Annotated in this window: 17 protein-coding genes; 14 read left to right on the top strand and 3 right to left on the bottom strand. The window is 35.6% G+C overall.

Annotated elements, in window-relative coordinates; genetic code table 11:
- Positions 1 to 42: 42 nt before the first annotated feature.
- Complete coding sequence (locus tag SCA31_RS11185) at positions 43 to 381, top strand: hypothetical protein (RefSeq protein WP_410697080.1); 339 nt, start codon at positions 43 to 45, stop codon at positions 379 to 381.
- A 48-nt stretch (positions 382 to 429) separates the two neighbouring features.
- On the opposite strand, the gene panC is transcribed toward SCA31_RS11185, so the two are convergent.
- Complete coding sequence (gene panC / locus SCA31_RS11180) at positions 430 to 1,278, bottom strand: pantoate--beta-alanine ligase (RefSeq protein WP_410697079.1); 849 nt, start codon at positions 1,276 to 1,278, stop codon at positions 430 to 432.
- A 171-nt stretch (positions 1,279 to 1,449) separates the two neighbouring features.
- Here panC and SCA31_RS11175 point away from each other — a divergent pair, with 171 nt between their 5' ends.
- The 9 genes from SCA31_RS11175 (at position 1,450) to SCA31_RS11135 (ending at position 12,052) form a co-directional block, all read left to right on the top strand.
- Complete coding sequence (locus SCA31_RS11175) at positions 1,450 to 2,220, top strand: glycogen/starch synthase (RefSeq protein WP_065396536.1); 771 nt, start codon at positions 1,450 to 1,452, stop codon at positions 2,218 to 2,220.
- 13 nt (positions 2,221 to 2,233) lie between these two features.
- Positions 2,234 to 3,886 carry a DUF4270 family protein gene (locus SCA31_RS11170; protein WP_410697078.1) on the top strand — a complete coding sequence of 551 codons (1,653 nt, stop codon included), beginning with the start codon at positions 2,234 to 2,236 and terminating at the stop codon, positions 3,884 to 3,886.
- A gap of 27 nt (positions 3,887 to 3,913) precedes the next feature.
- Positions 3,914 to 5,767: a glutamine--fructose-6-phosphate transaminase (isomerizing) gene (glmS, locus tag SCA31_RS11165; RefSeq protein WP_410697076.1), complete on the top strand. Its 1,854-nt coding sequence runs from the start codon at positions 3,914 to 3,916 to the stop codon at positions 5,765 to 5,767.
- Between the two features lie 108 nt (positions 5,768 to 5,875).
- Positions 5,876 to 7,297 (top strand): gliding motility lipoprotein GldK, encoded by a 1,422-nt coding sequence (gene gldK / locus SCA31_RS11160; protein ID WP_106917273.1) that lies wholly within the window; start codon positions 5,876 to 5,878, stop codon positions 7,295 to 7,297.
- Between the two features lie 60 nt (positions 7,298 to 7,357).
- Positions 7,358 to 8,056, top strand: a complete 699-nt coding sequence (gene gldL, locus SCA31_RS11155) for a gliding motility protein GldL (RefSeq protein WP_410697075.1) — start codon at positions 7,358 to 7,360, stop codon at positions 8,054 to 8,056.
- Between the two features lie 48 nt (positions 8,057 to 8,104).
- On the top strand, positions 8,105 to 9,697 hold the full coding sequence (locus SCA31_RS11150) for a GldM family protein (protein ID WP_410697074.1): 1,593 nt from the start codon (positions 8,105 to 8,107) through the stop codon (positions 9,695 to 9,697).
- Between the two features lie 20 nt (positions 9,698 to 9,717).
- Positions 9,718 to 10,656 carry a gliding motility protein GldN gene (gene gldN, locus SCA31_RS11145; RefSeq protein WP_106917270.1) on the top strand — a complete coding sequence of 313 codons (939 nt, stop codon included), beginning with the start codon at positions 9,718 to 9,720 and terminating at the stop codon, positions 10,654 to 10,656.
- A gap of 55 nt (positions 10,657 to 10,711) precedes the next feature.
- Positions 10,712 to 11,746, top strand: a complete 1,035-nt coding sequence (locus tag SCA31_RS11140; protein WP_410697073.1) for an NAD(P)/FAD-dependent oxidoreductase — start codon at positions 10,712 to 10,714, stop codon at positions 11,744 to 11,746.
- Between the two features lie 45 nt (positions 11,747 to 11,791).
- Complete coding sequence (locus SCA31_RS11135) at positions 11,792 to 12,052, top strand: SemiSWEET transporter (protein WP_410697072.1); 261 nt, start codon at positions 11,792 to 11,794, stop codon at positions 12,050 to 12,052.
- A 73-nt stretch (positions 12,053 to 12,125) separates the two neighbouring features.
- Here the strand turns inward: SCA31_RS11135 and SCA31_RS11130 are convergent, their stop codons facing one another.
- Both SCA31_RS11130 and SCA31_RS11125 read right to left on the bottom strand, forming a co-directional pair.
- Positions 12,126 to 12,560, bottom strand: a complete 435-nt coding sequence (locus SCA31_RS11130) for an META domain-containing protein (protein ID WP_410697071.1) — start codon at positions 12,558 to 12,560, stop codon at positions 12,126 to 12,128.
- Positions 12,561 to 12,597: 37 nt separating this feature from the next.
- Entirely contained in the window at positions 12,598 to 12,990 is a 393-nt protein-coding gene (locus tag SCA31_RS11125; protein WP_410697070.1) for a hypothetical protein, read from the bottom strand.
- Positions 12,991 to 13,761: 771 nt separating this feature from the next.
- Here SCA31_RS11125 and SCA31_RS11120 point away from each other — a divergent pair.
- The 4 genes from SCA31_RS11120 to SCA31_RS11105 all read left to right on the top strand — a co-directional run bounded on the left by SCA31_RS11120 (position 13,762) and on the right by SCA31_RS11105 (position 20,018).
- Positions 13,762 to 14,148: a hypothetical protein gene (locus SCA31_RS11120; RefSeq protein WP_410697069.1), complete on the top strand. Its 387-nt coding sequence runs from the start codon at positions 13,762 to 13,764 to the stop codon at positions 14,146 to 14,148.
- 145 nt (positions 14,149 to 14,293) lie between these two features.
- Positions 14,294 to 15,376: an efflux RND transporter periplasmic adaptor subunit gene (locus SCA31_RS11115; protein ID WP_410697176.1), complete on the top strand. Its 1,083-nt coding sequence runs from the start codon at positions 14,294 to 14,296 to the stop codon at positions 15,374 to 15,376.
- Positions 15,377 to 15,397: 21 nt separating this feature from the next.
- The gene (locus tag SCA31_RS11110; RefSeq protein ID WP_410697068.1) at positions 15,398 to 18,589 is read left to right on the top strand and encodes an efflux RND transporter permease subunit; all 3,192 of its coding nucleotides are present in this window, start codon (positions 15,398 to 15,400) and stop codon (positions 18,587 to 18,589) included.
- Positions 18,561 to 20,018 carry a TolC family protein gene (locus SCA31_RS11105; RefSeq protein WP_410697067.1) on the top strand — a complete coding sequence of 486 codons (1,458 nt, stop codon included), beginning with the start codon at positions 18,561 to 18,563 and terminating at the stop codon, positions 20,016 to 20,018. Before SCA31_RS11110 ends, SCA31_RS11105 begins: the two co-directional genes overlap by 29 nt.
- Positions 20,019 to 20,446: the final 428 nt, after the last annotated feature.

Here is a 20,446-nt window from a genome sequence, read left to right as displayed (position 1 = left end):
GAGGCCTTTGATTTTTGTATTAATAATCAATTGTAAAAAAATATGGGTGATATTAGTGTCATTGATGAAGAATTAGCCTGGATGATTGTTGTCGTATTATTGTCTGCAGGAATTTTCTTTGTGATTTTTTTATATCACATAATTCGTGCCTATATAAAATCCAATAGGGAAAAAATAAAATTTAAAGAGACCAGATCATATGGTTATATTGTGGGAGGTGGGTCTATAATAGGATTTGAATTTTTTTGTCTATTATTTCTTGAAATAGAAAATGAGATTATTAGAAATATTGCAACAGGAACATTTTCTATGGTATTATTTTTCTCTCCCATACTTATTTGGCTGATTGGTTCTTATTACAATAAATCAAAAAAACTCTGACATTACCATCAGAGTTCTTGTTTTATAAAGAATAAATGTATTGTTGTACTAATCCAAATGCTTGTTGTCAATTAATCTTACCCCATCTACAACCACTACAATAAAGGCTCTGAAATTTCTGTCCTTATAGAAGAAGTCAGTTTCCTGTAAAGTATTTTCATCCGCAATTAGAAAGTATTCAAGCTGCATTCCTTGTTGTTCATCAAATATATCTTCTACCCGTTCCTTAATTTCTGGTATGCTAACGGTTTTGAACCAGTCGTTTACCTTATTTAGAGTTTCATAAATGATTTTTGAGGCCTCTTTTCTATCTTCATGAAGTCTTTGGTTTCTTGAGCTTAATGCCAATCCGTTTTCTGCTCTGTAAATAGAAACTCCTTTTATTTTAACGGGGATGTGCTTCTTGTCAACCATTTTTTTGATAATGGCAAGCTGCTGAAAGTCCTTTTCGCCAAAGTAGGCTGCATCAGGCTGTATTTGTCTGAAAAGCTCCTCTACAACAGTTCCTACACCGTCAAAGTGCCCAGGTCTGGATTTTCCTTCCATTTCATTTTCCAATCCGTCAAAGTCATAATGCTGGCTTTCTGCTTTTTCAGGGTAAATATCTGTTATTTCCGGGATATAGACAGCATCTACAAGTCCGGAGTTTTCCAGGATTAAAATATCCCTGTTAATGTCTCTTGGGTACTTTTCAAGATCCTCAGGATTGTTGAATTGGGTAGGATTTACAAAAATTGAAGAAATAACAAGGTCATTCTCCTTTTTTGCTTCTTCATACAGAGAAAGATGTCCTTTGTGCAGAGCTCCCATTGTAGGGGCGAAGCCAATTTTTTTTCCCATTTCCTTCTGTCTTTCAATGAAGTCCTGAAGGATTTTCCTGTTTTTTATAACTTCCATAGTTTATTTTAATACTTATTCAAAAATACTAAAAATATCATATAATAAAGTGTGTTTTTAATAGTTTGGAAAAGGGAAATTTCGTAAAAAAATGTTAATTAAAATAATGTTGGATGTTTTTTTGTAATTTTGCACATTAAAGCATTTTTACAAAAACTAGATAGAAAATTTATGCCGAATCAAAAAATACTGTACATTACGACAGAGATGTATCCATACCAAGAAGATACGAATATGGCTGCTGTTGTAAACAAAATGGCACTTAAGATGCACAATGAAGGCAATGATGTAAGAGTTTTTATGCCAAGATTTGGACAAATAAGTGAGAGAAAATTCCAACTTCATGAGGTGATCCGTCTTTCAGGGATGAACATTATTATCAATGACCTGGATCAGCCTCTAATCATTAAAGTAGCGTCTCTTCCGGGGGAAAGACTTCAGGTTTACTTTATTGACAACGAAGAATACTTCAAAAGAAAGCAATATTATTTCGATGATGAAGGAACTCCTTTCGACGATAACGATGAAAGAGCTATTTTCTTTGCCCGAGGTGTTATTGAAACAATCAAGAAGCTGAATTGGGTTCCGGACGTAATTCATTTAAATGGATGGATGTCTTCTTTTGTTCCAATTTATCTTAAGACTTACTACGAATCAGATACTTACTTCAAGGATGCTAAAATTGTTCTTTCCCTATACAATGAGAAAGATGCAGACCTTGATAAAAAGATTGATGAAAAGCTTAAGTTCGATAATATTTCAGGATTAAAAGCGTTAGATAACCCAACAATCAAAAGTTTTGTTATCGAAAGTATGAACTATGTAGATGCCGTTGTAAAAGGAGATGAATTCCTGGATGAAGACCTTGATAAGGCTTTTAACGAAACGACGATTCAAAAGTCTGAGTATCTTGACGTAGATTCTATAAACCAACTTTATTAAAAACACATTTTTAATGACTCATAATCTTAAAAAGACTTTCGCCATGCTTTTATTGGCGATTTTCGGAAGTGCAATCCTTTATAATTGTGAACCAGAACCAGATTCTCTTGGTGAGCAACTCTTTAATAAAGATGCAGCAAAGGGTGAAGAAGTTTCATATCCTATTATTGGTTATAATATTACCAATAATGACACTGTCAGAAGTGATGCTTCCAGGCTTATTACCGGACTAAGTGGAACAGGGGCAGCTTTATCTACCGGAGTTCTTGGTTCTTTTACAGAAAGCCAGTTTGGAATGCAGAAAGCATCCTATGTTACTCAATTGAGAATGCCTACGGATAATTTTGACTTCAATGGACCTAATCCAAAAATAGACTCTGTAGTACTGGTAGTAAGACCACCGGCCAACACTATGGAGAACACCTATTATATTACTGATTCAATAAAAGCACCTGGAGCATATGATAAAAATGATTTTATGGTGGGTACTGAAACAGTTCCGGTTTCTATCGAAAAGAAATCTTACCCAGTTCGTAAATATGGTAAAATAGGTGGGGCTTCTAAATCCATGACAATTAATGTGCATGAAGTTACTACATTTTTAGATGCAAATAATGAGGCATTTCAACGTTCTAATGCGAGTGTTGGTACTGGTGAATTGTTAGGATCAGGAGTTTTTGATGGAAATGTAAGTACGGTAACTGTTACAAAAAAATCTGATAACGCTAATTTGTTTACCGGAAATCTTGGATTCAGAATTAAATTAAGCAATACGGATTTCTTTAAAACCCATATTTTAGATAAAAAAGGAAAGCCTGAACTTCAGGATGCTTCCAACTTTACCAGATACTTTAAAGGTATCAGACTTTCTGTAGAAGGAACTGATAAATATCTTTTCCAGTTTTCACCTGATGACATGGAACTGATCATGTACTATAAATATGATAAAACAGAGAACAGTACAACAACACGCCCACAAACAACTCTTAATTTTAACTTAGGAAATCTGAATGCTCATATTGGTCAATATGAATATAATAGAGGAGGATATCCAGTTGAGTCTGCATTGTCCAATAGTAAGCCATCGGGTGATCCGAGACTTTTTGTTCAGGGAATGGGAGGACCATCAATAGGAGTTAAGATTCCTGATCAGACAATTATTGACCTTAAAAAGTTGTTTACAGATAATAAAATAGGTATTGTTGGAGCAAAAATTAGAATGTATGCAGATCCATTAACCTTTACAAATGCTCATTCTGTAGATGCAGATCGTAAATTTACATTGGTACCACTTATATATAAGGAAGGTAGTACGACGATTGATTACTCAAAATTAAGTTTTACATCAGATGTAACTGCGGGACTTAATATGTATATCTATGGTAAGAAAAAAGATCAAGAACCTGAATACTATGACTTCGTAGTGACAAAAACATTGAAGAATATTGTAGAGGGCGGAGCTAATGTTTCTGCAGCAGATATGGTAAATAACCCATTACTTATCAACATGGGAACATTTGTGAAAAATGCACAAGGGGCTGCTGTTGGTGCTAAATTTACAACAAGGGCAATCGATGCGAACAGAGCTATTTTTACAGGAAGTGATGCTTCAAGTAAGTATGGAATTAAGTTGATGGTTACCTATGCAACAAAGAAAATAAATTAAAACACAATAAAACACTAGACAAAAAATATGTGCGGAATAGTAGGATATACAGGTTTTCAAGATGCTTATGAGATCGTAATCAACGGTCTTAGAAGATTGGAATACAGAGGGTATGACAGTGCAGGAATTGTTTTAGAAGGCTCAAACAATAAGTTTGAAGTACAAAAAACAAAAGGAAAAGTAGAGGATTTGGTGAATATTTCAAAAGAATTAAAAGGAACAGCCAAAATTGGTATGGGACATACCCGTTGGGCAACCCATGGAGTTCCTAGTGATAGAAACTCTCACCCGCATTTGTCAAATAATGGAAAAATAGCACTTGTACATAATGGTATTATTGAAAACTATGATACGATTAAGACAATGCTTACTGAAAAAGGATTTACGTTCCAATCTGAAACAGATACTGAAGTATTGGTAAACCTGGTTCAGTATTTTATGGATCTTAATCCTGAGATTGATTTTCCAACAGCAGTAAGATATGCCTTGAACGAAGTATATGGAGCATATGCCATTACCGTTCTTCATGAGGATTATCCTGGAGTTTTGGTTGTAGGAAGACTAGGTTCTCCTTTAGCAATCGGAATTGGAGATAAAGAATATTTTATTGCTTCTGATGCTTCTCCTTTCGTAGAGTTTACAAAAGAAGCGATCTATCTTGAAGAAGGTCATATGGCTATTATCTCTCTTGAAAAGGGAGTAGATATCAGAACAATTAATGAAAACTCTAAAATAGAGCCGGAAATTCAGGAGCTTAAACTAAGCTTAGAGCAAATTGAAAAAGGTGGATATGAGCATTTCATGCTTAAAGAAATCTTTGAACAGCCTAAATCTATCCACGATACGATGAGAGGGAGACTTCTTGTAGATGAGGGAATTATCAAGATGGCTGGAATCTGGGATCATTTAGAAAGGTTCAAAAATGCTAATAGAATCACTATTATAGCATGTGGTACTTCATGGCATGCAGGACTTATCGGAGAATACCTTATTGAGGAGTATGCAAGAATTCCGGTTGAAGTAGAGTATGCTTCAGAATTCAGATACAGAAACCCTATTATCACCGATAAAGACGTTGTCATCGCAATTTCTCAATCAGGAGAAACAGCAGATACAATGGCTGCTTTAAAATTGGCAAAAGAAAAAGGTGCATTTATATATGGTATCTGTAATGTGGTGGATTCTTCCATTGCAAGAATTACAGACGCCGGTTCATATACGCATGCTGGTCCTGAAATTGGAGTTGCCTCTACAAAAGCATTTACAGCACAGCTTACCATCCTTACCTTAATTGCTTTCAAGCTAGGTAAGCATAATGGAAATTTGGGTAATGCTGAATTTATGAGCTTAATTGCTGAACTGGATGCTATTCCTAAGAAGATTGAAGAAGTATTAGCAACAACTCATGAACTAACTCAGGAAATTGCAAAAGACTTCGTAAAAGCAACAAACTTCCTTTATTTAGGAAGAGGATACAACTATCCTGCAGCATTGGAGGGTGCATTAAAATTAAAAGAAATTTCTTACATCCACGCTGAAGGATACCCTGCTGCAGAAATGAAGCATGGTCCAATTGCGCTAATCGATGAAAATATGCCAATTGTTATTATAGCTCCTAAAAAAGGACACTATGATAAAATTGTGAGTAATGTTCAGGAAATTAAAGCAAGAAAAGGAAAAGTTATTGCTGTCGTTAATAAAGGTGACCGTCAGGTTAGCGAAATGGCAGATTATGTTATTGAAATTCCAGAAACATCAGAATGTTTCTCTCCTATCGTGGCGTCAGTGCCTTTACAGTTGCTTGCTTATTATATCGCAGTATATAGAGGTGCAAACGTAGATCAGCCGAGAAACTTAGCAAAATCTGTGACTGTGGAATAAAAAGTAGTTGTAAATAAAATAAATTTAGATTTCTTCCGTTATTTCAAAAAAAATCTTAAAAGTTTCTTAAAAAAATTATATATTTACGGCTTAATTATAAAAATTAACATGAAAAGGATATTTCTTTTATTATTGTCTGCGTCGGTAGCATCGGTATCTTGTTCTGGTGGTGGCAGCTCTTCTGTAGGGAAGCCTGGAACAAAAGGAGAATTGATACCAAGAGAAAAAACGAAATCATTTGTTGCGGAAAGACCATACGGAATGGTTGCAATTCCTGCAGGTTCATTTGTTGCTGGTCTAGCAGATCAGGATCCAACAAATACACCTGAAAAAGCAGCATTGAAGACAGTTACTGTTTCTTCTTTCTTCATGGATGAAGCAGAAACTACCAATTCAGAATACAGGGTATTCATTAACTATGTAAGAGACTCTATTGCGAGAACTCTACTTGCTGAAGCTGCCGGAGAAGGTGGTGATGAAGGAGGGCGTAAAGGAGCTAGCATAGGAGACTACGCATACCTTGCTAAAAAAGAAGAAAACTTAACACCTTATCAAGAATATATGGAAGGCCAGGGTGGCCGAGAAGACGGAAGCTATGATGCAAGCAAAAGATTAGACTGGAAAATTCCTTTACACTGGAGCACATCAAAATATCCGGATGTAGAATACGCAGAAGTTTTAGAATCTCTGTATCTACCAGCTTCTTCAAGAATTGGAAACGAAAGAATTTTAGACGTAAGTAAACTTAAATATACTTACCGTTGGGGAGATATGGATGCTGCACTTGCAGATAATGAAAGAGGAGCCAATTACCTAAAGAGTCAAAGTATTGCGATTTATCCTGATACGACTGTTTGGGTAAAGGATTTCCACTTTGCTTACAATGAGCCATTATTCGAACAATATTTCTGGCACAAGGCTTACAAAAACTACCCGGTAGTTGGTGTAACTTGGGATCAGGCAAGAGCTTATTGTAACTTCAGATCTAAATTGAAAACTGATTACAACGAAAGTTTAAAAAGAAAAAAACAAAGACCATTGCAGTTCCGTCTTCCTACCGAGATTGAATGGGAATATGCTGCAAGAGGGGGAATGCAAAATGCTACTTACCCTTGGGGAGGTCCATACCTAATGGATGATAGAGGTTGCTACCTGGCAAACTTTAAACCTAAGAGAGGTAACTACATGGAAGACGAGAAAAAAGGTACTTATACATATACAGCTCCAGTTAAGAAATTTAAGAAAAATGGATTTGGGTTATTTGATATGGCTGGAAACGTTTCTGAATGGACAGAATCTGCATATAACAATTCTTCATATGGATTCTCTTCTACATTAAATCCTTCTACTAAAGATAAAAAGGATACTAAGAAAACTGTAAGAGGTGGATCTTGGAAAGATATAGGATATGCGTTAATGACGGGGGCCAGAGATTGGGAAAGAAAAGATTCAGCAAGAAGCTATATCGGATTTAGAACTGTTCAGGATATTCCTGAAGCAGCTGTTAAGCCAAGAAGAGTTAACAGATAATAAACCAGACAATTATTTTTCAATAACAATTTTATTTAACATTAAAAAAACTAACTCAATATGTTTAAGACTAAAGATGCTTGGATGAATTTCTTCTATTCATTCGGTGCTGCAATTGTAATTCTTGGAGCTTGGCTTAAAATTACTCACATTACCCTGGGACCAATTAACGGTAATATTGCTCTTACTGTAGGGCTTATTACAGAGGCGATTATCTTTATTATTTTCGCATTTGACCCACCAAAATCTGAGGAGTCTTATGCTTGGGAAAATGTTTATCCTGAATTATTGGATAAGCATGCTAACCCAAACCCATTACACTCTAATGTATCTTCTAGAAATAACAACGCTGCAGCTCAATTTGCTGAATTAGAAAACTCTCTTTCTACCAAATTAGATAAAATGCTTGAAGACGCTAGATTAGATGTTCAGTTATTCGAAAGATTAAGAACAGGAATCGATAAGTTTTCAAATTCTGTAGACCAAATTAATCAAACGGTAGACGTTTCTGCTTCTACTCATAAATATAATGATCAGTTGAACAAGGCTGCTCAGCATATGGAAAGCATGAATGCTTTATATTCTATGCAATTGGAAAGCGGAAAGAAACAAGCAGAATTTGCAACTAAATATGTTTCAGATATGCAAAAATCTGTAGAGCATTCTGAGAAGTTCAATCAAGAGCTACAAGGTTTAACATCTAATCTTAATAATTTAAATAGAGTTTATGGTGGTATGCTAACTGCTATGAAGTCTTAATTCCTAACCATTACTTAAACTACTTAATCAACAAACAAAGAAAAGAGAATGGCACAAGGAAAACAGACCCCTCGTCAGAAGATGATCAACCTAATGTATTTGGTGTTCATCGCGATGATGGCCCTAAATATTGATGCAGAGATCATCAGATCATATTATGACTCTACAGTTTCTTTAAGAGCAACACGTATGCTTACTGAAACAAAAAATACTGAGATATTTGAGAAAACACTAGCGGCTAAAGCACAACAGGTACCAGATACTTATGCACAGCCTTGGGAGCAATATAAGGTATTGAAGCAAAAAATCGATGATTTGGTTTCTCATGCAGAACAAATCAAAGAAAATTTGAAGAAAGAGGCTGAATTTATGGAAAATGATCCAGCAACTGGAAAGCCAATTGATGTTAGTGAGAATTTTTCTTCACTTAATAATAATGAAGGTGCAACACAATATTTCTTTAAGGAGGGAGATGAAAATACTCCTTCAAAAGGAGCAAATGAGTTAAAGGCTAAGATTGATGCTATAAGAAATTATATCAATACTACTTTCGGACAAAATCATCAATTGCAAGATTTAGTGAATAGATCTAATGTATCTCTTATAGCTGAATATCCAAAAGGAAAATCTCCAAATGAAAAGACTTGGTTTCAGAATAAATTCTATCATCAGCCTTTGATTGGTGCAATCTCCAATTTAGAGATTATCCAAAATGATGCCAGAAACGTACAGTCTGATGCATTGGCAATGTTGCTACAAGAGAAAGTGGATGCAAGCATCAAATTTACAAGCTATGAAGCAATTGTTGCTGGTCCTGTAGATATTCAGGCTGGTAAGCAGGCAGAAATAAAAGTAATGCTAGGAAACTATTCTAACAGCAATAAAATCAGGATCTCTGGTGTAAGCAAAGTAGAAAATGGGAAAGGTATTACAGCAATTTCAGGATCTGGTATTGGTGAACATAAATTAGGTGGTACAATTACTTTAACAGATGCTACAGGGAAAGCGCAAAACTTCCCTTGGACGCATACGTATAATGTAATTGCAGGACCTAGAGAAGTAAAACTTGAAAAAGGATTATTACTTTCTGCTGATAAAATGAATGTAATGTATAGAGGACTTGAGAACCCTGTTTCAGGATCTATCTTAGGTGCAGACAATTCTAAACTTTCATTATCAGCTCCGGGAGCTACTGTAAGAAATACAGGTCCTGGTAAATGGATTGTGAAGCCTTCAACAGGGACTACAGTGAAATTGACATTATCTGGAGTAGATCCACACGGTAAATCTGTATCTCAGGTATTTGAATATAGAATTAAGAATGTTCCACCACCTCAAGGTCAGATGAGAGGTCAGAATGTATTGTCCATGCCGGCAACTTCTATTCCTAACCAATCTGTACAGGCAGCGATTCCTGATTTTGACTTCCCGGTTTCATTCAATGTAACTCAGTTCATGGTAAGAGTACCTGGTAGAGCAGCATTATTGGTTCACGGAAATTCATTAAACGAGGCTGCAGGATTAATCAAAAACCTAAGATCTGGAGACGTAGTTTCTATCTTCGATATTAAAGCAACAGCTCAAGGTTTAGAAGGACAACAGATTAAAAACATTACTCCTATAATTATTAATGTTCAATAGGACTAAAATTGTAATTTATTATGAAAAAATATATTAGCACCCTTTTAGTATTAGTTTCGGGATTTGCATTTTCCCAGACTATTCTGAACGCTTCTTCTCCAGAAGAGTTTAGACAGATGAGAGCGGAGAATAAACAAAAAGTTGGTGATACTATTATTGATAAAACAGTAAAACCTCTTGAATATGGATTTGTTGAAGACAAAGACATCCTTAAGAGTATGTTTGTTTGGGAAATCATTGATATGAATGACAAGATTAATCAGCCATTCTATTATGACAATCCGGACGGTCTTCTTTCTACACCTACAAGATCTCTATATCAGTTACTGTTAGATGCAGCTTTAACTGGTAAAATTGAGCAGGTGTATGATGACGAAAACTTTACTGTGAAACTTTCACCTGAAGGAATACAGAAAAGGTTGGAGAATGTTAGAATCAACGATGCTGCCATCGATATCTTAAACTCAGGAAGACAATTAACTGAACAAGAGAAGAAAGAATATACCGACGTATTTAAAACAACTACTGATAAAGTAAAAGTTCTTAAAATAATGGGTATGTGGTTCGTAGATAAGAGAGACGGACAAATGAAATACAGACCTCTTGGTATCGCAGCTATGGGACCAGATCCAGCGGTGCAAGGAGTTATAGGACCAGATGGTAAGCCAATTGCGAGCAATGATGAGCTTATTGACCTATTCTGGATTTTCTATCCGAATGCAAGAGATATCTTGGCAAACAATTATGTTTTCAATAGAAAAAACTCTTCTGCAGACCTTTCTTTCGATGATATTATCAATGCAAGAAGATTCTCTTCTATCATTTATAAATCTTCAGCCGGTTTAGGAGATGGTACTATTAAGGATTATATCCCTAAAGATGCTGATGATCAGCTAGAGGAAAGCAACAGAATCAAGTCGCAGATCCTTGAAATGGAAAATGATATGTGGAATTACTAGATTTCACTTGATATTTATATAAAACCTGAGTACTTTTACTCAGGTTTTTTTTATTATGAAAAATGTAGATTATATTATTGTAGGAGATGGGTATGCCGGACTTTTCTTTGCACACCAGTTAATTAAGAATAACAAGTCATTTGTGATCTATTCTGAAGGAAGGAAAAGTGCATCGCAAGTATCAGCAGGGATTATTAATCCGGTTGTTCTTAAAAAGTTTACCACATTCTGGAAAGCTCAGGAGCAATTAGACTTCCTTAAAACCAGTCTTAAGGAAATTGAATCGTATACTGGCGAGAACTATCTCATCAATGCTCCCATCCACAGGATTTTCCATGATGAGAATGAGCAGAAGCTTTGGCTTAAAAAATCAGTAAATGAAGAATTATCAAACTTTTTGGATCAAAAATTTAACTCTTTAGATATAGTAAAAAACGATTTTCAGACCGGAAAGGTAAATCAGTCTGCCAGACTGAACGTAAGTGGATTTTTCGCAGGTTTATTCAATTATTTTGAAAAAAATGGCCTTTTGATAAAAGAAAAGTTTGAGTACGATAAACTTGCCCTTTCCGTTTCTTCATATAAAGACTTTAATTTCAAAAATATTATTTTTTGTGAAGGAATGGGTGTGAAAGATAACCCATACTTTTCTGAAATTTCTGTAAATGCAAATAAAGGACACCATATAAAAGTAAAGCTTTCCCAGCCTATTCCGGAGAACATAACGATTAAGAAAAAACATTTTCTTTTCCCGACAGGAAACGGTCTTTATTTCTATGGTGGAACCTATGACAGGGAACAACTTCATCATCATATTGATGACTCTGCAGTTACTCAACTGGTGAATGGGCTTTCAGAATTCTATCCTTACGATTTTGAAGTGGAGGAAGCCAATTTTGGTTTCAGACCCACTGTAAAAGATAGAAGACCAATTATTGGTAGACACGAAAATTTTAATAACTTATATGTATTTAATGGATTAGGAGCACGAGGAATATTGAACGGTTGCTATTTTTCAAGGGACTTGTTCCGTTTTGTAGAAGAAAATATCCCGTTGCATGAAGAAGTTTCATGGAATAGATTTAAGTAACTACAGCAGCTTTGATGAAATTCATATTTTCAAAATATATAACTTATGAATGAAAACGTATTGGGAATAATAGCAGGAGTACTTACTTCCGTATCAATGATTCCACAACTTGTAAAGGTGATCAGGGAAAAAAATGTAGATGAAATATCTCTACTTATGCTTTTGGTGCTTATTTCCGGGTTATCATTGTGGGTTTGGTATGGCTTTATGAAAGATGAACTGCCTATTATTCTTTCCAATTCATTTGCTGTATTGGTTAATATAAGTCTCTTAATTTGCTATTTCATATACAGTAAAAAAGCATAAAATATTTCATACCATAAAAAAAGACGCCCTATCAAAATAAGGCGTCTTTGTATTTTATTATAAAAGGATACAATTATTCAAGAACAAATTTAGCTAAAGGAGCCATTCTTGCCTTGTTTAAAGTCAATGTATTCCCATTAACAGAATAGTTGTCTGCTGCAAGAATTGCTTTTGTAAACTGGTTTTCAATATCCAGATCTTCACAAGCCATCATGGTAGACATTCCTTGGTTGAATTTAATTCTCATGATCTCAGGCTTGATCTCAAAAGTACCTCCCAAACCATTACATCCGGCATGACCTTCATATCTCATTCCGTCCATATTAAGCTTGAACGAAGGATTGTTTTTTGCATTTTTCAACTTGATCGGCTGGCCATTAAGCTCCGTTAATTTCCATGTTTTCCCTGTAATATCAGTTGTAGTTGGTTTCTGTGCAGTTTGAGTCTTACAAGAAACTAGAAATACAGCCAGAAAAAGAGCGGATAAATAATAATATAAGCTTTTCATAAATTTTTGATTTTAAATATTATGTTTTGTTCCTATGCTAATACGATGCCATTTTTGCAGGACCTGATTCTTTTTTTGCCTGTTTAAGATGGAAGAGCACCATATCTACATTCTTCTTTAAAAAAGTTATATTACCTTTAATCTCAGAGTATTGATACTCTTCATTGGAGGCCGTATACTCGGGTAAAGCATCACTTTTTTTAAGGTCATAAGTTTTACCGTTTAAATGTACGGTTGCTGTGTTTTTAGAACGATTGATGGTTACTTCTATTTTTTCTCCATAGCTGTCAACGTATACATCTTTTGAAATGTCATCTGTATTTTCAGAAGTAGTGGAAGTGATAGTTTCAGCTTCTTTTCCGGGATGTTTACACGCTGTTGAGGAAAGAACTGCCAATCCCAAAAGGATTGTTAATAATAATTTTTTCATAGTGATAAGTGATTTTAAAGTGTTTCATGAATTATGGTGTTAATACTATATAAAAATACAAATATTTTTACTAATTATATGTTAATTTTACATAAACTAATATTATATTTTAATAAATAGGTTGTTTGTCACCTTTTTTTAAAACATTATTCAGAAAACGGTAGGTAATTATTAAGATAAAAAGTTTGAAATTGAAATCGTTAATTTAGAATTTTTAACAGTTTATTTTCAATAGGAAAAAGGATAGTTTCTTCATTGTGTATTTGTTGTTTAAATTTTCGGCAAAAATAATTTAAATATCACAGAATGCCAATAGCCTTTTGTAAATTATTGAAAATCATGATAAAAATTAGCTTTATGCATTGGCTTTCTCCCGTTATGAAGAATTAATTGTGGACTACAATTTTAATATTCTTAAGAAAAAGAACTGAATTACTCTGTTATATTGAAATCTTCTGAGTGGAGGTGTGGCAGAGAAACATATTGGATTATAATTTATCTATGCATTGTATAGTATAACCTTTCATAAATGCATGAATTATTGTGAAAAAAACATTGACCAGCTTTGATTTAAGATTAAATTTCATTGTAATAATGCTATTCAGTTTGCTCTCATAAAATCTCTTTTACAGGTAACAAAATTGATAAATAATATAAAAGTGCTATTGAAAAGTTAATAAAATTTTGATTTCAGGTTATTTAAATAAGCGTTAAATTTTGTTAATCTATTATGATGATATCACAATCTAAGTGTACATTTGCCACTTCAAGATGAGAAACTTTATAGTATATTTTTTAACCGGTCTTTTTCTGCTCTTTGTCGTAGAAAGCAGACTCAACGTTAAAACACTTCGAAATGACTACTCTGGTCATGTTTCTCATCATATGCCCAAAAGAGCCAACCGACTGAACCAGACTTATGAAAAGCTTTCTGTTCAGCAAATGGCTGATAATGTAGATAATTCCACTCTGGAACTTGCTGAGAATGATTTTCAACTGTCTGATGTATGGCAGGCGATTGTTGTTTTTGCAGGTGTTTTCAGTTTGATCTATATTTTTGGGTTAAAAAACAAAAAGCGGTTTAATCCGGATATCCACAGTTTTATTTTTGGTCTTGCTACCAAAAGGTTTATTCTGATCCGTTCCATTAGAATTTAAAATTTCATTTTTTCCATTTATTTTCTGCCTGATCCCAGGTGGGAAAGCTTTACGTTGTGTTTGCAGGTAATCATCACATCGTATCATCTCTTATTACCCTTTCTATTTCAAAACATTAACGATTTATATAAACTCTAGAATTATGATAAAAAGAGTTACCTCAGGCATTGCACTGAGTATCCTTTTACTTGCTGTTAGTTGCAACAAGAAAAAGGAAGAAAAAGAAGAAGTAACAACCTATCCGGTAACTTCCCCGGTAGTGATGGATACTGTGATTAACAAGGAATATGTAGCTCAGATTCAGTCTGTAAAGAACATTGAGGTTCGGGCACAGGAAAAAGGTTTCCTTGAGAAAATTTTTGTGGATGAAGGACAGTATGTTCAGGCCGGACAAACCTTATTCCGCATTATGCCTAAACTATATCAGGCTGAGCTGCTAAAGGCTAAAGCAGAAGTAGAGCAAGCTTCCATTGAGCTGAGAAATGCGACTACATTAGCAGGAAACAATATTGTTTCTAAAAATGAAAAGGCAATGGCAAAAGCTAAACTGGATGCCGCCAATGCAGAAATGAAACTGGCGCAAATTCACCTGTCTTTTACAGATATCAAGGCTCCGTTTTCAGGAATTATCAATAGAATTCCTTTAAAGCTTGGAAGCTTGGTGGATGAAGGTGATCTTTTAACTTCATTGTCAGATAATACAAGTATCTATACTTATTTCAACGTTTCTGAACCTGAGTATTTGAGTTATCAAACCCATGCAGCTGATAGAGGAAGTAATCAGGTTTCTCTGATCACCGCGAATGGCGAAACATATTCACAAAAAGGCGAGATTCAAACCATTGAAGGAGAATTTGACAATGAAACGGGAAATATTGCATTCCGTGCAAAGTTTCCCAATCCGGATAAATTATTGAGAAATGGTGAAACCGGGAAGGTTCAGATGACAATGCCGGTTCATAATGCATTGATCATTCCGCAGAAAGCAACCTATGAAATTCAGGATCAGAAATATGTATTTGTTATCGACAAAAATGGAATCGCTAAATCCCGAAATATAAAAATTGGCTACGAACTTCAGGATCTTTATGTGGTAAGCTCAGGGATTTCAAAAGGAGATCAGATTCTTTTGGAAGGAGTTCAGAAAGTGAAGGATGATCAGAAAGTGAAAACAAAATATCAGGATCCTAAAAAAGTTCTTCAATCATTGAAATTAAAAGCAGAGTAATGGTCTCTAAAGTGAAGTAGTATGTTTAAGAAATTCATCCGCAGACCTGTTCTGTCTATTGTAATCTCATTGATTATAGTGTTTTTAGGGATTTTGTCATTGGTAAAACTTCCGGTGACCCAGTTCCCATCCATTTCTCCACCTAAGGTAAACATCACCGCAGAATACCCTGGAGCTAACAACGAGTTATTGATTAAATCTGTTGTCATTCCATTAGAAAGAGGGCTAAACGGTGTTCCGGGCATGAAGTATATGACCTCTGATGCCGGTAACGATGGAGAAGCTTCTATTCAGGTAGTATTTGACTTGGGAACAGATCCCAATGTTGCTGCCGTAAATGTTCAAAACCGTGTATCTTCGGTAGTCAATAAACTACCACCACTGGTCGTTCGTGAAGGAGTAAAAATTACTCGTGAAGAGCCGAATATGTTGATGTACATTAACCTGTACAGTGATGATCCTAAAGCAGATCAGAAGTTTCTGTTCAATTATGCAGATATCAATGTAATGTCCGAATTGAGAAGGGTAGGTGGAGTAGGTTTCGCTGATATTCTCGGAACCCGAGAATATGCAATGCGTATCTGGCTTAAGCCGGACAGACTGACTGCCTACAATATTTCAGCTGATGAAGTAATGGAGTCCCTGAATGAACAAAGTTTGGAAGCATCTCCAGGTAAAACAGGAGAAAGTTCTGGAAAACGTTCGCAGTCTTTTGAATACGTTCTAAAGTATCCGGGGCGTTTTAGTAATGAAAAAGATTATGGAAACATCATTCTAAGGGCAAAGCCTGATGGTGAATCTATACGGTTGAAAGATGTTGCTGATATTGAATTTGGAAGTTCAATGTATGATATTTATTCTACTTTGAATGGAAAACCTTCAGCGGCAATTACGGTAAAACAATCTTACGGATCCAATGCGAGTGACGTTATCAAAAATGTAAAAACTTTAATGGCAGACCTGGAAAAAAATAATTTTCCAAAAGGGATGCATTATGATATCAGCTATGATGTTTCCAGATTCCTGGATGCCTCAATGGAAAAGGTTATACATACCTTATTTGAAGCCTTTATATTGGTAGCGATTGTTGTATTTCTTTTTCTTGGAGACTGGCGTTCTACATTAATTCCGGCGCTGGCTGTTCCAGTGTCGTTAGTAGGAACCTTTGCGATAATGTCAGCTTTCGGAATTACACTAAATATGATTTCACTCTTCGCCTTGGTAATGGCGATTGGGGTAGTTGTAGATGATGCTATTGTTGTCATAGAAGCAGTTCATGCCAAGATGGAGGAAAAACATCTCTCTCCATTAAAGGCCACGGAAGAAGCAATGCACGAAATCAGTGGGGCAATTATTGCAATTACGTTGGTAATGGCATCTGTATTTATCCCGATTGCATTCATGTCTGGACCCGTGGGGGTATTTTATCGTCAGTTTTCTATTACGATGGCTTCCTCCATTATCTTATCAGGAGTTGTAGCACTTACACTTACACCAGCATTATGTGCTTTAATCCTGAGAAATAATCATGGGAAAGTAAAAAAGAAAACACCGATAAGTATTTTCCTAGATAAGTTCAATAACCTATTTACAAAAGGCGCCGGAAAATATGAGAAAATGCTTAATAAAACGGTTACGAAAAAAACCATTACATTACCATTGTTATTGGCATTTTGTGCATGTACTTATTTTCTTAGCAACTCCCTTCCTTCAGGATTTATTCCGGCAGAAGATCAGGGAATGATTTATGCAATTATTCAGACACCTCCGGGATCTACTTTGGAAAGAACCAATCAAATTGCTAAGGAGCTTTTAAGAGAATCTGAAGACATAGATGGGGTACAATCGGTTTCTTCACTGGCAGGATATGAGATCCTGACTGAAGGTACAGGATCCAACTCAGGAACTTGTCTGATTAACCTTAAAAGCTGGGATGAACGTAAGGAATCTGCAGCAGAAATCATTGAAAAGCTTGAAGAAAAAGCGAAAAATATTCCGGGAGCCAATATTGAATTTTTCCAGCCACCATCCATTCCTGGATATGGTGCTGCAGGAGGATTTGAGTTACGTTTACTGGATAAAGCAGGAAGCGGTGATTACCATAAAATGGAACAGGTAAGTAATGATTTTGTTAAAGAATTGAAGAAACGGCCGGAACTAGGATCTGCATTTACATTTTATTCAGCCAGTTTCCCACAATATATGCTTAAGATAGATAATGATCTTGCAGAACAAAAAGGAGTAACAATTGCAAAAGCGATGGATAATTTATCAACATTGATAGGTTCCAACTATGAGACCAGTTTTATCCGTTTCGACAGGCCATACAAGGTAATTGTTCAGGCAGGTCCACAGTATCGTGCGTTACCTACTGATCTTTTAAAATTATATGTTAAAAATGATAAGGATCAAATGGTACCTTATTCGGACTTTATGCATCTTGAAAAAGTATATGGTTTATCAGAAATCACAAGACATAATATGTATAATTCGGCAGAGGTGAGTGGAACTCCGGCGCCGGGATATAGTAGTGGTCAGGCCATTCAAGCCATTAAGGAAGTTGCAGATAAAACACTTCCAAGAGGATTTGGAATTGACTGGGCAGGTATTTCAAAAGATGAAGTAAGCCGTGGAAACGAAGCTGTATTTATCTTCCTGGTATGTTTAGGGTTTGTATACCTGATCCTTTCTGCACAATATGAGAGCTTTATTCTTCCGTTACCGGTAATTTTATCTTTACCTACTGGTATTTTCGGGGCATTTTTATGCTTGAAACTTCTAGGATTAGAGAACAATATCTATGCACAGGTGGCTATGGTAATGCTTATCGGACTTTTGGGTAAGAATGCCGTATTGATTGTAGAGTTTGCCGTTCAGAAAAAAGCAGAAGAGGGAATTCCGGTTGCGAAAGCTGCCATAGAAGGAGCCGCCATTCGTTTCCGTCCTATCTTAATGACCTCCTTTGCTTTTGTTGCAGGATTGATTCCTTTGGTTATTGCAACAGGTCCTGGAGCTGTGGGGAATAGAACCATTGGTACAGCAGCAGCAGGAGGGATGTTGATAGGTACAGTCTTCGGGCTGATGATTATTCCGGGATTGTATTACATCTTTGGAACCATTGCTGAAAAGTCTAGACTGGCAAAATATGAAGAGGAAAATCCTTTAACAGAACAAACCGAACCTTATGAACATGATGGAAAATTCGAAGACTAAAAATATAATAGCTGCCATTGCCTTATCTCTTGTTTTAGCAAGTTGTAAGGCTCCAATGGCGACAGTCATACAAGACGAAGTTAAGACCAATATACCTCAAAACTTCAATCAGGAAGAGCAGCAGGATGCTAATAATAACAGTGGAACAACCCCTTGGAGACAGTTTTTTACGGATCCAAATCTGGTAAGCCTTATTGAAACAGCTTTAAAGAACAATCAGGAGCTGCTTATCACTCTTCAGGAAATTGAAATTGCCAAGAGTGGAGTGTTAGCCAAAAAAGGACGATTGAGCCCAACTGTTTCAGTGGGGATTGGTGCCGGAGTGAAAAAAGCAGGACGCTACACGAGTGAAGGAGCCGGGGATGCTACTACACAGATAGAACCAGGAAGAGAAATGCCAGATCCGCTAGGGAATTTCGGAGGTGGATTAATGGCCAATTGGGAGGTTGATATCTGGAAAAAACTGAGAACAGAAAAAGAATCAGCGGTTGCTCATTATCTTTCTACCGTAGAAGGTAAAAACTTCGTGTTGTCTAATCTTATTGAAGAAGTTGCAGATCATTATTATGAATTGTTGGCTCTTGATAATCAATTGGATATCATACAGCAGTATATTAAGCTTCAGCAAAGAGCCTTGGAAATTTCCAAGATTCAAAAAGAGGCTGCTGCAACAACAGAACTGGCGGTGAAGAAATTTGAAGCAGAGCTGGCAAAGTCAAAAGCATCAGAGTATACCATTCGTCAGGAAATTACAGAAAAGGAGAACGAGATCAATGCTTTATTGGGAAGGTATCCGCAACCGATTGTCAGAACCAAGGAGAATTTTATGTCTATTATTCCGCCAACAGTGTATACCGGGATTCCGTCGCAATTATTGGCGAATCGTCCGGATATTAAACAGGCAGAATTAGAATTAAAATCTTCAAAACTGGATGTGGAAGCAGCAAGAAAAGAGTTTTATCCTTCCCTGGAAATCTCTGCAACATTGGGACTGGAAGCATTCAAACCATCCTATTTAGTGAAAATGCCAGAGTCTATAGCTTATAATCTGGTTGGGGAGCTGGCAGGACCGCTTATTAATAAAAGTGCTATCAAGGCGAACTTCCAGACTGCGGACGCCAAACAGGTACAAGCGTTATATGAATATGACAAAACTATTCTGAATGCTTATCTGGATGTTGCCAATCTAATGTCTAAGATCAAAAATATAGATCAGTACTATCAATTAAAATCTCAGGAAACAAAAGCCCTGGATCAGTCTATTGATATTGCCAATCAATTGTTCAGAAACTCCAGAGCAGATTATCTTGAAGTTCTTTTGAATCAAAGAGATGCATTGGATGCCAAAATGGAACTTATAGAAGCCAAACAAAAGCAGCTAAGCACTGTGGTGGATATCTATAAGAGTCTGGGTGGCGGCTGGAAATAAAGAAATATCATAATTCAGTCAATAAACAGTTAATGTTTTGGGGTCAATTCTTTGGAGTTGGCCCTTTTTTTTGTTGTATAATACCTCTCCAACTCGAAAAACACTGTCAATAGATTGTGAATAAATTTTATTGCAGGGTTGTATTTAGGTTGATATTTTATGTTTGTAATTCAATAATTATAATTTTTTTATACCAAAAAATATAACACGACGAGTTTTGACGTTGGTCACAAATACTTTTGTATTGTAATAAAAATACAACAACTATGACCACATTTTTTCAAACACTCGATTGCTTCATCAAGAAGAAGAAATCACAAATTCTAAAACTTACCAACACATTAATTAACCAATTTTTAAAATCACATTGACGATGATAAGTGATGCTATTCACATTACAATACCAATGTTTTTTATGTAATCAACCA

The organism is Chryseobacterium sp. SIMBA_028 (assembly GCF_046535285.1).
GTDB lineage: Bacteria > Bacteroidota > Bacteroidia > Flavobacteriales > Weeksellaceae > Chryseobacterium.
The sequence above is the reverse complement of the archived record's forward strand: the minus strand, read 5'-3'. Positions and strand labels throughout refer to the sequence as shown.

What these genes read in the sequence shown, in the direction of transcription:
- SCA31_RS11135 (WP_410697072.1), top strand. Translation starts at nt 11,792, where the DNA reads ATGAATGAAAACGTATTGGGAATAATAGCAGGAGTACTTACTTCCGTA.
- SCA31_RS11140 (WP_410697073.1), top strand. Translation starts at nt 10,712, where the DNA reads ATGAAAAATGTAGATTATATTATTGTAGGAGATGGGTATGCCGGACTT.
- SCA31_RS11170 (WP_410697078.1), top strand. Translation starts at nt 2,234, where the DNA reads ATGACTCATAATCTTAAAAAGACTTTCGCCATGCTTTTATTGGCGATT.
- glmS (WP_410697076.1), top strand. Translation starts at nt 3,914, where the DNA reads ATGTGCGGAATAGTAGGATATACAGGTTTTCAAGATGCTTATGAGATC.
- SCA31_RS11120 (WP_410697069.1), top strand. Translation starts at nt 13,762, where the DNA reads ATGAGAAACTTTATAGTATATTTTTTAACCGGTCTTTTTCTGCTCTTT.
- SCA31_RS11150 (WP_410697074.1), top strand. Translation starts at nt 8,105, where the DNA reads ATGGCACAAGGAAAACAGACCCCTCGTCAGAAGATGATCAACCTAATG.
- gldK (WP_106917273.1), top strand. Translation starts at nt 5,876, where the DNA reads ATGAAAAGGATATTTCTTTTATTATTGTCTGCGTCGGTAGCATCGGTA.
- panC (WP_410697079.1), bottom strand. Translation starts at nt 1,278, where the DNA reads ATGGAAGTTATAAAAAACAGGAAAATCCTTCAGGACTTCATTGAAAGA.
- SCA31_RS11110 (WP_410697068.1), top strand. Translation starts at nt 15,398, where the DNA reads ATGTTTAAGAAATTCATCCGCAGACCTGTTCTGTCTATTGTAATCTCA.
- SCA31_RS11175 (WP_065396536.1), top strand. Translation starts at nt 1,450, where the DNA reads ATGCCGAATCAAAAAATACTGTACATTACGACAGAGATGTATCCATAC.
- SCA31_RS11105 (WP_410697067.1), top strand. Translation starts at nt 18,561, where the DNA reads ATGAACATGATGGAAAATTCGAAGACTAAAAATATAATAGCTGCCATT.
- gldL (WP_410697075.1), top strand. Translation starts at nt 7,358, where the DNA reads ATGTTTAAGACTAAAGATGCTTGGATGAATTTCTTCTATTCATTCGGT.
- gldN (WP_106917270.1), top strand. Translation starts at nt 9,718, where the DNA reads ATGAAAAAATATATTAGCACCCTTTTAGTATTAGTTTCGGGATTTGCA.
- SCA31_RS11185 (WP_410697080.1), top strand. Translation starts at nt 43, where the DNA reads ATGGGTGATATTAGTGTCATTGATGAAGAATTAGCCTGGATGATTGTT.
- SCA31_RS11125 (WP_410697070.1), bottom strand. Translation starts at nt 12,990, where the DNA reads ATGAAAAAATTATTATTAACAATCCTTTTGGGATTGGCAGTTCTTTCC.
- SCA31_RS11130 (WP_410697071.1), bottom strand. Translation starts at nt 12,560, where the DNA reads ATGAAAAGCTTATATTATTATTTATCCGCTCTTTTTCTGGCTGTATTT.